Origin of the sequence: Actinophytocola sp. (genome assembly GCF_036555685.1) — a bacterium.
Lineage (GTDB): Bacteria > Actinomycetota > Actinomycetes > Mycobacteriales > Pseudonocardiaceae > Actinophytocola.
Genome location: NZ_DATBKY010000318.1, coordinates 1 through 14,047, shown reverse-complemented (window position 1 = coordinate 14,047; position 14,047 = coordinate 1). Strand labels below are relative to the sequence as shown.

Annotated in this window: 11 protein-coding genes and 1 riboswitch; of the genes, 6 read left to right on the top strand and 5 right to left on the bottom strand. The window is 71.8% G+C overall.

All coding sequences use genetic code 11. The annotated features are described in order from the left end of the window. The first annotated feature begins 7 nt into the window (after window positions 1-7). Window positions 8-99: riboswitch (glycine riboswitch) on the top strand. Window positions 100-246: 147 nt separating this feature from the next. Next, window positions 247-3,135, top strand: a complete 2,889-nt coding sequence (gene gcvP / locus VH969_RS34290; protein ID WP_331982446.1) for an aminomethyl-transferring glycine dehydrogenase — start codon at window positions 247-249, stop codon at window positions 3,133-3,135. Between the two features lie 60 nt (window positions 3,136-3,195). On the opposite strand, the gene VH969_RS34285 is transcribed toward gcvP, so the two are convergent. The 5 genes from VH969_RS34285 to VH969_RS34265 are packed head-to-tail and all read right to left on the bottom strand — an operon-like array spanning window position 3,196 to window position 7,614. Next, a complete protein-coding gene (locus VH969_RS34285) occupies window positions 3,196-4,035 on the bottom strand; it encodes a 3-methyladenine DNA glycosylase (protein ID WP_331982443.1) in 840 nt (279 codons plus the stop codon). Continuing rightward, on the bottom strand, window positions 4,032-5,081 hold the full coding sequence (locus VH969_RS34280) for a hemolysin family protein (protein WP_331982440.1): 1,050 nt from the start codon (window positions 5,079-5,081) through the stop codon (window positions 4,032-4,034). The genes VH969_RS34285 and VH969_RS34280 overlap by 4 nt, the downstream gene beginning before the upstream one ends. Continuing rightward, window positions 5,078-6,403 (bottom strand): hemolysin family protein, encoded by a 1,326-nt coding sequence (locus VH969_RS34275; RefSeq protein ID WP_331982437.1) that lies wholly within the window; start codon window positions 6,401-6,403, stop codon window positions 5,078-5,080. The genes VH969_RS34280 and VH969_RS34275 overlap by 4 nt, the downstream gene beginning before the upstream one ends. Window positions 6,404-6,462: 59 nt before the next feature. After that, window positions 6,463-7,026, bottom strand: a complete 564-nt coding sequence (locus VH969_RS34270; RefSeq protein ID WP_331982434.1) for a TIGR03086 family metal-binding protein — start codon at window positions 7,024-7,026, stop codon at window positions 6,463-6,465. A gap of 15 nt (window positions 7,027-7,041) precedes the next feature. After that, on the bottom strand, window positions 7,042-7,614 hold the full coding sequence (locus VH969_RS34265) for a TetR/AcrR family transcriptional regulator (RefSeq protein ID WP_331982431.1): 573 nt from the start codon (window positions 7,612-7,614) through the stop codon (window positions 7,042-7,044). 164 nt (window positions 7,615-7,778) lie between these two features. Between VH969_RS34265 and egtA the strand changes: the two genes are divergently transcribed. The 5 genes from egtA to VH969_RS34240 all read left to right on the top strand — a co-directional run bounded on the left by egtA (window position 7,779) and on the right by VH969_RS34240 (window position 14,004). Further along, on the top strand, window positions 7,779-9,008 hold the full coding sequence (gene egtA / locus VH969_RS34260; RefSeq protein WP_331982526.1) for an ergothioneine biosynthesis glutamate--cysteine ligase EgtA: 1,230 nt from the start codon (window positions 7,779-7,781) through the stop codon (window positions 9,006-9,008). Beyond that, on the top strand, window positions 9,005-10,354 hold the full coding sequence (gene egtB, locus VH969_RS34255; protein WP_331982428.1) for an ergothioneine biosynthesis protein EgtB: 1,350 nt from the start codon (window positions 9,005-9,007) through the stop codon (window positions 10,352-10,354). The genes egtA and egtB overlap by 4 nt, the downstream gene beginning before the upstream one ends. A 3-nt stretch (window positions 10,355-10,357) precedes the next feature. Beyond that, the gene (gene egtC, locus VH969_RS34250) at window positions 10,358-11,107 is read left to right on the top strand and encodes an ergothioneine biosynthesis protein EgtC (RefSeq protein ID WP_331982425.1); all 750 of its coding nucleotides are present in this window, start codon (window positions 10,358-10,360) and stop codon (window positions 11,105-11,107) included. A gap of 116 nt (window positions 11,108-11,223) precedes the next feature. Continuing rightward, window positions 11,224-12,156: an L-histidine N(alpha)-methyltransferase gene (egtD, locus tag VH969_RS34245; protein WP_331982422.1), complete on the top strand. Its 933-nt coding sequence runs from the start codon at window positions 11,224-11,226 to the stop codon at window positions 12,154-12,156. 225 nt (window positions 12,157-12,381) lie between these two features. Then, the gene (locus VH969_RS34240) at window positions 12,382-14,004 is read left to right on the top strand and encodes an alpha/beta hydrolase (protein ID WP_331982419.1); all 1,623 of its coding nucleotides are present in this window, start codon (window positions 12,382-12,384) and stop codon (window positions 14,002-14,004) included. Window positions 14,005-14,047 lie beyond the last annotated feature (43 nt).

The following is a 14,047-nucleotide window of genomic DNA, read 5'->3' as shown; positions in this document are numbered from 1 at the left end:
AGTCGCCAGATCCCGCGCGGGAGAGACCGAGCCACGGCTCGGCGCCGAAGGAGCAACTCCTCCCCGGAACCTCTCAGGCACCCGGACCGCGTGGGCGAGACGCCTCTGGAAAGCGGGTGGCCGTCCACCCCGCCGAAGGTGCAAGTCCGCCGGTGCGGACGAAGCTCTCAGGCGCCCGGCACGTCCGGGCACGGACAGAGTGGGAGGGCTGCTTCGGCATGCCCAGCCCCAGACCGGGAGGCGACAGTGACATTCGACGGGACCAGGGACCGCATCCCGCTCGCGGCGCTCGAGGACGGCATCCAGTTCGCCGACCGGCACATCGGGCCGAGCCCCGCCGAGCTGGCCCGGATGCTCGACGTCATCGGCGTCGGCTCGCTGGAGGAGCTCGTCGAGCAGGCCGTGCCCGACTCGATCCGCGAGCAGGGCGTGGCCGGCGGGCTGCCCGCGCCGGCCGCCGAGCACCGGTCGCTCGCCGAGCTGCGCGCGCTGGCCGACTGCAACGAGGTCCGTACCCAGATGATCGGCCTCGGCTACTACGGCACGCTGACCCCGCCGGTCATCCGCCGCAACATCCTCGAGAACCCGGCCTGGTACACCGCGTACACGCCCTATCAGCCGGAGATCTCCCAGGGCCGGCTCGAGGCGCTGCTGAACTTCCAGACGATGGTCGCCGACCTGACCGGCATGGAGCTCGCCAACGCCTCCATGCTCGACGAGTCGACCGCCGCGGCCGAGGCGATGACGCTGATCCGCCGCGCCGGCCGGGCCACGACGTCGCGCTTCCTCGTCGACGCCGACACGTTCCCGCAGACCATCGCCGTCATCCAGACCCGTGCCGAGCCGCTCGGCATCGAGGTCGAGGTCGTCGACCTCGCCGGCGGGCTGCCCGACGGGGAGTTCTTCGGCCTGCTGCTGTCCTACCCGGGCGCGGGCGGTGCGGTCCGTGACCACGCGGCGCTGGTCGAGGCCGCGCACGAGCGGGGTGCGCAGGTCGTGGTCGCCGCGGACATCCTCGCGCTGACCGTGCTGCGCCCGCCCGGCGAGATCGGCGCGGACGTCGTCGCCGGCAGCACCCAGCGCTTCGGCGTGCCGATGGGCTTCGGCGGCCCGCACGCCGGCTACCTCGCCGTCCGCAAGGGACTGGAGCGCCAGCTGCCCGGCCGGCTGGTCGGGGTGAGCACCGACGCCGACGGGAACCGGGCGTACCGGCTCGCCCTGCAGACGCGTGAGCAGCACATCCGCCGGGAGAAGGCGACCAGCAACATCTGCACCGCGCAGGTGCTGCTCGCGGTCGTCGCCTCGATGTACGCGGTGTACCACGGGCCGGAGGGCCTGCGGGCGATCGCGACGCGCGCGCACCGGATGGCGGTCGTGCTCGCCGCCGGCCTGCGCGAGGGCGGCGTCGAGGTCGTGCACGACACCTTCTTCGACACGGTGCTCGCCCGCGTGCCCGGCCGCGCCGCGGACGTCGTCGCGGGCGCGCGGTCGCTCGGCGTCAACCTCCGGCAGGCCGGCGCCGACCACGTCGGCATCGCCTGCGACGAGACCACCACGCGGGCGCACCTGCGCCAGGTGTGGCAGGCGTTCGGCGTGACGCCGGCGTCGATCGAGGACCTGGACGCGGCCAGCGACGACGCCTACCCGGACTCGCTCGCCCGGACGACCGAGTTCATGACCCACCCGGTGTTCTCCCGGCACCGGTCGGAGACCGCGCTGCTGCGGTACATGCGCGCGCTGTCGGACAAGGACGTGGCGCTCGACCGCAGCATGATCCCGCTGGGCTCCTGCACGATGAAGCTCAACGCCACCGCGGAGATGGAGCCGATCACCTGGCCGGCGTTCGCGGAGCTGCACCCGTTCGCGCCGGTGTCCGACGCGGCCGGGCTGCTGCGGATCGTGTCCGATCTGGAGGGCTGGCTCGCGGCGCTGACCGGATACGACGCGGTGAGCCTGCAGCCGAACGCAGGCAGCCAGGGGGAGTTCGCCGGGCTGCTGGCGATCCGCGCCTACCACCGGTCGAACGGGCAGGGCGCGCGCAACGTCTGCCTGATCCCGGCGTCGGCGCACGGCACGAACGCGGCGAGCGCGGCGATGGCGGGCATGCGCGTGGTCGTCGTCAAGTGCGACGCGCACGGCAACATCGACATGGACCACCTGCGGTCCACTGTGGATGAACACCGGACCGACCTGGCGTGCATCATGATCACGTATCCGTCGACCCACGGCGTGTACGAGGACACCGTGCGCGAGGTGTGCTCGCTGGTGCACGACGCGGGCGGTCAGGTCTATGTGGACGGTGCGAACCTCAACGCGCTCATCGGGCTCGCCCGGTTCGGCGAGTTCGGCGCGGACGTCTCGCACCTGAACCTGCACAAGACGTTCTGCATCCCGCACGGCGGCGGCGGCCCGGGCGTCGGCCCGATCGGCGTGCGCGAGCACCTGGCGCCGTTCCTGCCGAACCACCCGCTGCAGCCGACGGCCGGCCCGGAGACGGGCGTGGGCCCGATCAGCGCGGCGCCCTGGGGGAGTGCGTCTATCCTGCCGATCTCGTGGGCGTACGTGCGGATGATGGGCGCCGAGGGGCTGCGGCGGGCGACGATGACCGCGGTGGCGGCGGCGAACTACGTCGCGGCGCGACTGCGCGACTCGTACCCGGTGCTCTACACGGGCGCCCACGGCCGGGTCGCGCACGAGTGCATCCTGGACCTGCGCGGCATCACGAAGTCGACGGGCATCACGGTCGACGACGTGGCGAAGCGGCTGGCGGACTACGGCCTGCACGCCCCGACGATGTCCTTCCCGGTGGCCGGCACGCTGATGGTGGAGCCGACCGAGAGCGAGGACCTGGCGGAGCTCGACCGCTTCTGCGACGCCATGATCGCCGTCCGCCGGGAGGTCGACCGGGTCGCGGCGGGCGACTGGCCGGCGGACGACAACCCGCTCGTGGGCGCCCCGCACACGGCGGAGTCGATCGCGGGCAAGTGGGACCACCCGTACAGCCGCGAGGAGGCCGCCTACCCGACGGGCGCCACGGGCGCGAAGGTCTGGCCCCCGGTCCGCCGGATCGACGGCGCGAAGGGCGACCGCAACCTGGTCTGCTCCTGCCCGCCCATCGAGGCCTACCAGAGCTGACGGATCAGCGGCCGGTGATCTGCGCGAGCAGGTCGGCGGCCGCCAACGTCCACACGCGCCTCACGCGGCCTCCAGCACCTCGCACAGTTCGATCAACCGAGCTCGCAGCGGCGCCGCCCGCGACGCGAACTCCGCCTGCCGCCGGGCGTACTCGGCCCGGCCCGCCGCCGTCTCGACGGGGACGGGAGCGTAGCCGAGCTCGCTCAGGTCGTACGGGCTCGCGCACATGTCCAGCACCCGGATGTCGTGCGCCAGCTCGAAGCAGTCGGCCACCAAAGAGGACGGCACGTACGGGTCGAGCTTGTAGGCCCACTTGTACAGATCCATGCCGACGTGCAGGCAGCCCGGCTGCTCCAGCTCGACCTGGTCCGAACGCGACGGTTGCACCGAGTTCAGCGGCCGCGCCGGGGGAGTGAAGAACCGGAACGCGTCGAAGTGCGTGCACCGGATCGGCATCGACTCCACCACGCGGTCGGTGCCGGACGTGCCGAGCCGCAACGGCCAGTCCGCATGGCGCACCGCGTCGGACCGGTACACCATCGCCCACTCGTGCAGGCCGAAGCACCCGAGCCACGGCGACCGCCCGGCCGACGCCGAGAGCAGCGCGCGGACGAACCGTACGGTCGGCAGCCGCGAAGCCGGCAGCGGCCCGAGCGTCACGCCGCCCGGCACCGAACGGTATGCCGGCCACCGCAGGTACGCCGAGGCGTCCGCGAGCACCACGCCCGGCCCCGGATGCCAGCGCAGCAACCGAGACGGCCGGTGCGAGTAGTAGGTGAAGAGAAAGTCGAGGACCGGGTGGCGCGTGCCGCCAGACCGCCGCTCCCGCAAGGGATCCGTCCACCTGCGCACCCGCGCGACGTGCGCGTCGCGCCGGGCCCGCCAGTCCGACACGATCACGAGTCGGGATCCCGGTGGGTCGCGTCCCGCACGGTGCCGACGTACTCCTCGACCAGATCCTCCAGCGCCACCACGCCGAGCACCGTCCGGTCCGCCGCGACCGCCTTCGCCACGTGGCTCTGCGCCCGGCGCAACGCCGCCAGCGCCTCATCCAGCCGCGAGTCGGCGGGGATCTCCGGCAGCCCGCGCACGCGGTGGTAGGGCACCGGCGTCGCCGGGTCCGCGTCCGCCTGGTCGAGCACGTCCTTCACGTGCAGGTAGCCGTTCAGCCGGCCGTCGGGCATGCGCACCGGGAACCGCGAGAACCCGGTCCTGGTGACCGCCTCCTCGACGTCGCCCACGGTCGGCGGGTGCGGCACCGTGTGCACCTCGTCCAGCGGTACCAGCACGTCCGCGACCGTCCGCTCCGCCGACGACAGCGTCTGCGTGAGCCGGCGGTGCTCGGCCTGGTCCAGCAGGCCCTCCGCGCGTGAGTCGGCGATCAGCGACGCCAGCTCCTCCCGCGTGTGCGCGCCCTCGATCTCGTCCTTCGGCTCGACCTTCAGCAGCCGTAGCACGCCCTTCGCGCACGCGTTCAGCAGCGAGATCACCGGCCGGATCAACCGGATCCAGCCGACCAGGACCGGAGTCAGCAACACGGCCGTCCGCTCCGGCGCGGCGATCGCGATGTTCTTCATCACCATCTCGCCGAGCACGATGTGCAGGATCGACACGAGCACCAGCGACACCGCGAACGCGATGGGGTGCAGCACGGCCGCGGGCAGGTCCAGCGGCTGCAGCGCGAACTCGAGGAACCGCGCCACGGCAGGCTCGCCCAGCGCGCCGAGGCCGATCGTGCACAGCGTGATACCCAGCTGCGCGCCGGCGAGGATCAGCGATGTCTGCTCGGCCGCCCGCAGCACGATCCGCGCCCGCTCGACCCCCTGGTCCGCCAGCGCCTCCAGCCGGTCGCGCCGCGCGCTGACGAGGGCGAACTCCGCGCCGACGAAGAAGGCGTTCCCGGCGAGCAGGACCACCGCGACCGTGACGGCCACACCACCGCTCATCGGGGCACCTCCGCGGGGATCTTCGCCACCCGCAGCTCGGCGACCCGGTGGCGGTCCATCCGCATGACCGTGATCCGCCAGCCGTCGACCTTCACCTCGTCGTTGACCTCGGGGATCCGCCCGAGCCGGGTCAGCACTAGGCCGGCCAGCGTCTCGTAGTCGCCCTCGGGCATCCGGAACCCGGTCGCGTCCGCCAGCTCGTCGTCCCGCAGCAGGCCGGAGACCATCCAGCTGTCCCGGCCGAGCGGGCGTATCGGGTTGATCTCGCCCCGGTCGTGCTCGTCGCGCACGTCACCGACGATCTCCTCGACCAGGTCCTCCAGCGTCACCAGGCCGGCGGTGCCGCCGTACTCGTCGACCACGATCGCGAGCTGCAGGCCCGAGCTGCGCAGGCGGTCGAGCAGCGTGTCGCCGTCCAGGCTCTCCGGCACGATCTGCGCGGACAGCATGATCGAGCTGACCGGGGTGTCGGCGCGCTTCTGGGCCGGGATGCTGAACGCCTGCTTGACGTGCACCACGCCGCGCACGTCGTCGAGGTCGCCCTCGTGCACGGGAAAGCGGGAGAACCCCGTGCGGCGGGTCAGCTCGATGAGGTCGCCGACCGTCGCGTCCGTCGGCAGCGACTCGACCTGCATTCGCGGGGTCATCAGCTCGTCGGCCGTGCGCTCGCCGAACCGCAGCGACCGGTTCAGCAGCGTCGCGGTGCCCGGGTCGATCGTGCCGCGCTCCGCGCTCGTGCGTACCAGCGAGTCCAGCTCCTGCGGCGAGCGGGCCGAGGCCAGCTCGTCGGCCGGCTCCACGCCGAGCCGCCGTACCAGCCAGTTGGCCCACGCGTTCAGCAGGTCGATGAACCAGCGCAGCGCCGAGGAGAACCGCGTCTGGGTGCCGGCGACCGCGCGGGCGGTCGGCAGCGGCCGGGATATCGCGAGGAACTGCGGCACCAGCTCCCCGAACAGCATGGAGATCAGGTTCGCCAGCAGCAGCGCCACGACCACCGCGATCGCCTCGGCGGCGGCGGGCGGCACCGACAGGACGGACAGCAGCGGGGTGAACCAGCCGGCGATGATCGGCTCGGCGATGAAGCCCATGGTCAGCGTCGTGATCGTGATGCCGACCTGCGCGCCGGAGAGCTGGAAGGACAGCGTCTGCTGCGCGTGGTGCACCCGCTTGGCGCGGGCGTCGCCGACCTGGCGGAGGTGGTTCTCGACGGTGCTGCGCTCGAGTGCGGTGAGCGAGAACTCGGCGGCCACGAAGACCGCCGTGCCGAACGTCAGCGCGGCGACCGCGAGCACGCCGAGAATGTCGAAGAGCACACCGTTCATCGCTCTAGCAGGTCACTCCTCGCAGGTCACCGGCCGGATGGCCGGGTCAAGTCTATCCGTCAGGGCGTGCGGCCGAGCAGCGCTACCAGGCGAGTCTCGGGATCGGCGTCGGCGGGCACCGGCACCGGTGCGGCGAACCACTCGGTGCCCTGCCACAGGTCGAGCTGCGGCTCGACGTACTCGAGCACCGCGGTGGCGAGCTCGTCGCCCATGCGGGCCTCGGCCCCGACGGCGGTCGCGAGGTCCCAGCCGTGCACGGCCAGGTCCGTGGTCATCTGCCAGCAGTACTCGGCGCCGTCGGTGTCGCCGAAGCTCAGGTGCACGACCTTGACCAGCGAGCCCGGCTGCAGCCACGCGCCCCGCGCGGCCTGCGAGGACTCGGTCCACGCGTGCAGGGGGTCGTCCTCGAGCACGTCTCCGTCGTACTTGTCGCCGACCTCCTCGACCGTCTTGCCGGCGAGCAGGTCCGGCACCCACAGCTGCTCGCTCACCAGGTGCTTCACCAGGTCGCGCACGGTCCACTCGGTGCACGGGGTGGGGGAGTCCCAGTCCCCGATCCCGACCTTGTGCACGGCCCGGTCGAACACGTCCATCGCGTGGGCGTGCGCATCCAGAAGATCCATGTCCCCAGGATCCTCCTACGGTTTGGGGCCCGCTCGGCGCACCGACGACTCGACGAGGTCCAGCACCGGCTCCAGGTCGTCGGCCGGCAGGCCCATCGCGAGGTGCGACACCAGGCCCTCCAGGACCAGCTCGAGGTAGGACGTCAGCACCGCCACGTCGATGTCGTCGCGCAGGTTGCCGGCCTCGCGCTGGCGTTCGAGGCGCTGCCGGGTGGCGATCGTGAGCTGCTCCGACCGCTCGGCCCAGCGGGCCCGGAACTCCGGGTCGGTCCGCAGCCGCCGGGAGAGCTCGAGCCTGCTGCCCAGCCAGTCCGCGCCGTCCGTCGACAGCAGGTCACGCATGACCTGGACCAGGCCCTCGCGCGCGACGACGTCGGCCATGCGGTGCGCGTCGTCCTCGGCGAGGGCGAGGAACAGCGACTCCTTGTCGCGGAAGTGGTGGAAGATCGCGCCGCGGGACAGGCCGGTGGCCTCCTCGAGCCGGCGGACCGTGGCGCCCTCGTAGCCGTAGCGTGCGAAGCACACCCGGGCGCCGTCGAGAATCTGGTGGCGGCGCGCTTCGAGGTGGTCCTGGCTGACCCGTGGCATCCGATGATCGTGGCAGCAGCCAGGTTCCGATGCAATCCGTACGTACGTACTGTGGCTTGCCTCGCGGCGCTCGGCCCCTGGCGGCGTTCGCGGTCCATGTGAGTGTCGGTGGTCGCGTGTAGCGTCGATTTCGACCTCGGGAACGGAGGGTCGACGTGACCGCTTTGCCGAAAGTGCCAGGAAGTTCGCAAGTCATTGAGCCGTTCCGCCACCGCCTTTCCGACCGCGTGGAGGCGGAGGCATACGTGGCCTCGGTCTGCTTCAAGCACGGACCGCCGCGGCTCACGGGTGTCGAGCTGGAATGGATCGTCCACCATGAGGACGACCCGCGGCGGCCACTCGACCCGGCCCGGCTCCGCGCCGCACTGGGGCCGTACGCGCCCCGCACGTTGAACAAGGAAAGTCCCGAGCTACCGCTTCCGGCCGGCTCGCCGCTCACCCTCGAACCCGGCGGCCAGGTCGAGATCTCCGCCCTTCCACAGCCAACACTGAGCGAGTTGTTCGGCGTCGTCACCGCTGACCTCGCCTTCCTCAGTGATCTGCTCGCCTCCGCCGGTTTCGTCCTCGGCGACACGGCCGTCGATCAGCACCGAACTCCCCGGCGCCTGCTACAGACCCCGCGCTACGCCGCGATGGAGCAGGTGTTCGAGCCGATCGGGCCACACGGGCTCACGATGATGTGCGCGACCGCCGGGCTGCAGGTGTGCCTCGACGCGGGCGAGCCCGAAACGCTGCCCTCGCGGTGGACGGCGGTCACCGCGCTCGGTCCCGTGCTGGTGGCCGCGTTCGCCAACTCACCGACTCTCCAGGGCCGCGCCACGGGATGGGCGTCGGCCCGGATGCGGGCCGTCCTCGGCACCGACCCGCCGCGCAGCTCGCCCTCGGCGATCGTCGCCGATCCGGTGGCCGACTGGGCCCGTCGGGTGCTCGACACGCCGGTGCTCTGCGTGCGCGGCGAGGGCGAGCGCTGGGCCACGCCGCGGGGGGTGAGCTTCGCCGACTGGGTCGGCGGCGCCTTACCGGAGCGGCCGACCACCGAAGACCTCGACTACCACCTGTCCACGATGTTCCCGCCCGTGCGCCCGCACGGATATCTCGAAGTCCGCTACCTCGACGCGCAGCGCGGCGACGGCTGGGTCACCCCGGTCGCGTTGCTCGCCGCGCTGCTGTCCACGCCGCGCACGGTCGACGCGGTGCTCGACGCGTGCCTGCCGGTCGGCGACCGGTGGCTGCCCGCGGCGAGGGACGGACTCGCCGATCGCGCGCTCGCCACCGCGGCCGCGACGGTGCTCGACCTGGGCGCAGCCGCCCTGCCCGCGATGGGCCTCGGTCGCGACCTGACCGACGTCATCCTCGCCGACCTCGATCGCCTACCGCAGAGGAGCACCCGATGACCCCGATCGTCGACGCGGCAGACGCCGGTACCGAGGCACTGCGTGCGCACGTCGCCGCGCAGCTGCAGCGGGCCCGCGACCGCAGCGTCGCGCTCACCGACGCGGTGGACGACGACGACCTGACGCGCCAGCACTCCAGGCTCATGTCCCCGCTGGTGTGGGACCTCGCCCACATCGGCAACCAGGAGGAGCTCTGGCTGGTGCGCGACGTCGGCGAGCGCGAGCCGATCCGCTGCGACATCGACAACCTGTACGACGCCTTCCAGCACCCGCGAGCCGACCGGCCCGCGCTGCCGCTGCTCAACCCGGCGGAGGCACGCGCGTATGTCGGGGAGGTGCGGGAGAAGGTGCTCGACATCCTCGACCACAGCCCGCTGGAGGGCCGCCGGCTCGTCCACGACGGCTTCGCGTTCGGCATGATCGTGCAGCACGAGCAGCAGCACGACGAGACGATGCTGGCCACCCACCAGCTGCGCAAGGGCGCCGCGGTGCTCGACGCGCCGCCGCCCCCGCCCGGGCGGCCGCTGCCGGCGGCGGAGGTCCTGATTCCCGCCGGCACGTTCACGATGGGCACGTCGGTCGACCCGTGGGCCCTGGACAACGAGCGCCCGTCGCACGACGTGCACGTCGACGCGTACTTCATCGACACGGCCCCGGTCACCAACTCCGCGTACGCGGAGTTCATCGCGGCCGGCGGCTACGACGACGAGCGCTGGTGGAGCGCCGAGGGCTGGGCGTACCGCGTCAAGGCCGGCCTGACCGCGCCGCGCTTCTGGAAGCGCTCCGGCGGCTCGGGTGGGGACCGCTGGCTGCGCGACAAGTTCGGCGTGGTCGAGCCGATCCCGCCGGACGAGCCGGTCGTGCACGTCTGCTTCCACGAGGCGCGGGCGTACGCGGCGTGGGCCGGCAAGCGCCTGCCCACCGAGGCGGAGTGGGAGAAGGCCGCCCGGTTCGACCCGGCCACCGGCCGCTCGCGCCGCTACCCGTGGGGCGACGAGGATCCCGGTCCGCAGCACGCCAACCTCGGCCAGCGGCACCTGTCCCCGGCCCCGGTCGGCGCGTACCCGGCGGGCGTGTCGCCGAGCGGGGTGCACCAGCTGATCGGCGACGTGTGGGAGTGGCTCGACACCGACTTCCACGGCTATCCCGGGTTCGCGGCGTTCCCGTACCGGGAGTACTCGGAGGTGTTCTTCGGCGGCGACTACAAGATGCTGCGCGGTGGCTCGTTCGGCACCGACCCGGCCGCGTGCCGGGCCACGTTCCGCAACTGGGACTACCCGATCCGGCGGCAGATCTTCGCCGGCTTCCGGTGCGCACGCGACGCGTCGCCGGCGGAGTACGCGTAGCGGATGTGCCGGCACATCGCATACGTCGGTGAGCCCGTGCGGCTCGCCGACCTGCTGCTGACGCCCGAGCACTCGCTGCTGCGGCAGTCGTGGGCGCCCCGGGACATGCGGTGCGGGGGCACGGTGAACGCCGACGGCTTCGGCATCGGCTGGTACACCGGGTCCTCGCCCGAGCCCGCGCTGCTCCGCCGCGCCGTTCCCATGTGGACGGACACGGCACTGCCGCGGCTCGCGGCGGAGATCACGTCGGGCGCGGTGCTGGCCGCGGTCCGCTCGGCCACCGTCGGCATGCCGGTGGTCGAGACCGCGTCCGCGCCGTTCGCCCGCGAGGGCTGGCTGTTCAGCCACAACGGCGTGGTTCGCGGCTGGCCGGCCGCGGTCGCCGACCTCGCGTCGACGCTGCCGGTGGCGGCGTTGCTGACCCTCGAGGCGCCGACGGACGCGGCGTTGCTGTGGGCACTGTTGTGGCACCGCCTGTCCGCGGGCGACAAGCCGGCCGACGCGATGGCGTCCCTGGTCGTGGAGGTCGAGGCGGCGGCGCCCGGCTCGCGGCTGAACCTGTTGCTGACCGACGGCAGGCAGATCGTCGGTACGAGTTGGACTCATTCCCTGTGGGTCGGCGAGCGCGGCTCGTCGGTCGTCATTGCCTCGGAGCCGTACGACGACGACCCGGCGTGGCGCGAGGTGCCGGACCGGCACCTGGTCGTCGCCACCCGGTCCACGGTGGACATCACGCAGATCGGAGCACAATGAGCGAGCTTGCGAGCGAATCCTCAGACACCGGGCGACCGCGAGCGGCATCGCCGAGCCTGCGAGGCGATGTCGGGAGCGACGTTGACCTGACCGTTCACCTCACCCCGGACGACATCGTGCGGGGCCTGCGGTCGGACGTCCGGACGGGGTTGACCGCGACCCCGAAGACCTTGCCGCCCAAGTGGTTCTACGACGCGCGGGGGAGCGAGCTGTTCGAGCAGATCACCAGGCTGCCCGAGTACTACCCGACGCGCGCGGAGCGGGAGATCCTGGCGGCCCGCTCACCCGAGATCGCGTCGTTGACGAACGCGACCACCCTGGTCGAGCTGGGCTCGGGCTCGTCGGAGAAGACCAGACTGCTGCTGGACGCGTTGCGCGAACACGGTTCCCTGCGGGAGATCGTGACGCTGGACGTGTCGGAGTCGGCCCTCCGCGACGCCGCGGCCGTACTCGGCTCGGCCTACGACCCGGTCACCGTGCACGGCGTCGTCGGGGACTTCACCCAGCACCTGGCCCTGCTCCCGGGCTCGCCGAGCCGCCTGTTCGCGTTCCTCGGCGGGACGATCGGCAACCTGGTCCCGGCGGAGCGGGCGAAGTTCCTGTCGAGCGTGCGGGACGTGCTCGAGGAGGGGGAGTGGCTCCTGCTGGGCACGGACCTGGTCAAGTCGCCGGAGACCCTGGTCCGCGCGTACGACGACGCGGCCGGCGTGACGGCGGAGTTCAACCGCAACGTCCTGCACGTCCTGAACCGCGAACTGGCCGCCGACTTCGACGTGACCTCCTTCGACCACGTGGCCCTGTGGGACTACGAGGAGGAGTGGATCGAGATGCGCCTGCGCGCCACGAGGCCGATGGAGGTCCACGTCCCGGTCGTCGGCCTGACGGTGGCCTTCGTGGCGGGCGAGGAGATGCGCACGGAGGTCTCGGCCAAGTTCCGCGAGGAAAAGGTGCGCTCCGAGCTCGCGGACGCGGGCTTCGAGCTCCAGAACTGGTGGACGGACAGGGAAAACCGCTTCGGAGTCTCCCTGTCGAAGGCGGTGCCGAAGTAGCTGACCGGGCGAACCATGACGAGCTGGGGTTCATCGCCGCCGATGAGCCCCCGGCCGACACACGGCCGATCTCGGACGGACCAGTCACCACGCCAACTTTCGGACGTAACCAACTGCAGTAGTGGAATCGCCCAATTCGCCGATATCTAAGATCATCACATTGTGTGAGTCTTCCGACTGGTGCAGTGACGATATGTCGCTCCAGGTCGGGAGAAGGGTTCAGCCGTGTCTGAAAGATCCACACGGTCGGCGAAGCGCGGTGCCATCGCCGCGCTCGCCGTGGTCACGGGAGCGCTCGGGCTTGTCGTGCCGGCCAGCTCCGCCGCGGCCGCACCGGCTCCGAAGGCGCCCGTCCCGGTCGAATGGGGCGAGTGCGATCCGTCCGAGCTCGTCGGCGTCCCGCCGGCCGAGCTGCCGCAGTACAGCTGCGCGAACTACGCCGTCCCGCTCGACCACGAGCATCCCAGGCTCGGCACGGTCGACCTCGCGCTCATGCGCCGTGCCGCGAACGACCAGGCCGACCGCGTCGGCTCGCTGTTCCTCAACCCGGGTGGCCCGGGCGGCAGCGGCTACCGCATGCCGAAGGCCGGCGCGAACATCTTCGAGCCAGAGGTGCTCGACCGATTCGACCTCATCGGCTTCGACCCGCGCGGCGTCGCCCGCAGCACCCCGCTGCGCTGCTTCGCCACCGAGGAGGACGCCGACGACGTCTTCGGCCGGATGAGCCTGCTGCCGGTCACCGCGCAGGAGGAGTCCACGACGGCCAAGGCACTCAAGGACTACGGCAAGTTCTGCGGTCGATTCGGCGGCCCGCTGCTCGACCACATGGCCACCGAGGACGTCGCCCAGGACCTCGACATGCTGCGCGCGGCGGTCGGCGACAAGAAGCTGACCTACGTCGGCTTCTCCTACGGCACGATGCTCGGCGCCACGTACGTCAACATGTTCCCGAAGAAGGCCCGCGCGATCGTCCTCGACGGCAACGTCGACCCGCGGCTGCGCGTGCTCGACGGCGTCGAGTACGACCGGCAGCGCTCGTCCGGGGGCTTCCAGTACTCGTTCGACAACTTCCTCGCCCGCTGTGACCAGGACCCGGACTGCGCCTTCGGCGGCGACGCCCGGGACAAGTTCACGCAGTTGCACGACTACCTGCGCAATGTCGGCCCGATCACGCTGCCCGACGGCTCCGCCTGGGACGAGGCCGCGGTGATCGACACGGCCGCCGGCGTCCTGTACAGCCCGGAGGACTTCGGTCCGCTGGCCGAGCTGCTGCAGGCGCTGTACGACGCGAGCCACCCGTCGGCGGCGGCCCGCAAGGCGGTCACGTTGTCGGCGAGCGAGGTGAGATCGCTCAAGGCACAGGGAAAGCTGGCCAGGTACGACATCCGGCCGGACACGCCCTACTCGAGCGACGACTCCTACGCGGCCGTGAACTGCTCCGACAAGCCGTTCAACAACACGCTGTCGGAGATGCCGCGCATCGCGGACAAGTGGGAGCGCCAGATCCCGGACTTCGGGCGTTACCTCGCCTGGGGTGACCCGGCGATCTGCCCGGCATGGCCGGTGCAGGACGCGGACGCCTACCGCGGTCCGTGGAACCACCGCACCGACACCCCGGTGCTGCTGTTCGGCAACTACTACGACCCGGCGACGCAGTACAAGTTCGCGCAGCGCATGTCGCGTGAGCTCGGCAACGCCCGCCTGGTCAGCGTCGACGCGTTCGGCCACTGCATCCTGGGCGGCAGCCAGTGCACCGACCGGATCGCGGCGGACTACCTGATCGACCTGGCGCTGCCGGGTCCGAACACCGTCTGCCACCCGGACGTCCAACCCTTCCCGTCCGAGTAACCCGATCCAGTGAAACCAGCGGCTGGCCGGCGAGCAAGCTCGC

What these genes read in the sequence shown, in the direction of transcription:
- VH969_RS34265 (WP_331982431.1), bottom strand. Translation starts at nt 7,614, where the DNA reads ATGCCACGGGTCAGCCAGGACCACCTCGAAGCGCGCCGCCACCAGATT.
- VH969_RS34280 (WP_331982440.1), bottom strand. Translation starts at nt 5,081, where the DNA reads ATGAGCGGTGGTGTGGCCGTCACGGTCGCGGTGGTCCTGCTCGCCGGG.
- VH969_RS34270 (WP_331982434.1), bottom strand. Translation starts at nt 7,026, where the DNA reads ATGGATCTTCTGGATGCGCACGCCCACGCGATGGACGTGTTCGACCGG.
- VH969_RS34275 (WP_331982437.1), bottom strand. Translation starts at nt 6,403, where the DNA reads ATGAACGGTGTGCTCTTCGACATTCTCGGCGTGCTCGCGGTCGCCGCG.
- egtB (WP_331982428.1), top strand. Translation starts at nt 9,005, where the DNA reads ATGACCCCGATCGTCGACGCGGCAGACGCCGGTACCGAGGCACTGCGT.
- egtC (WP_331982425.1), top strand. Translation starts at nt 10,358, where the DNA reads ATGTGCCGGCACATCGCATACGTCGGTGAGCCCGTGCGGCTCGCCGAC.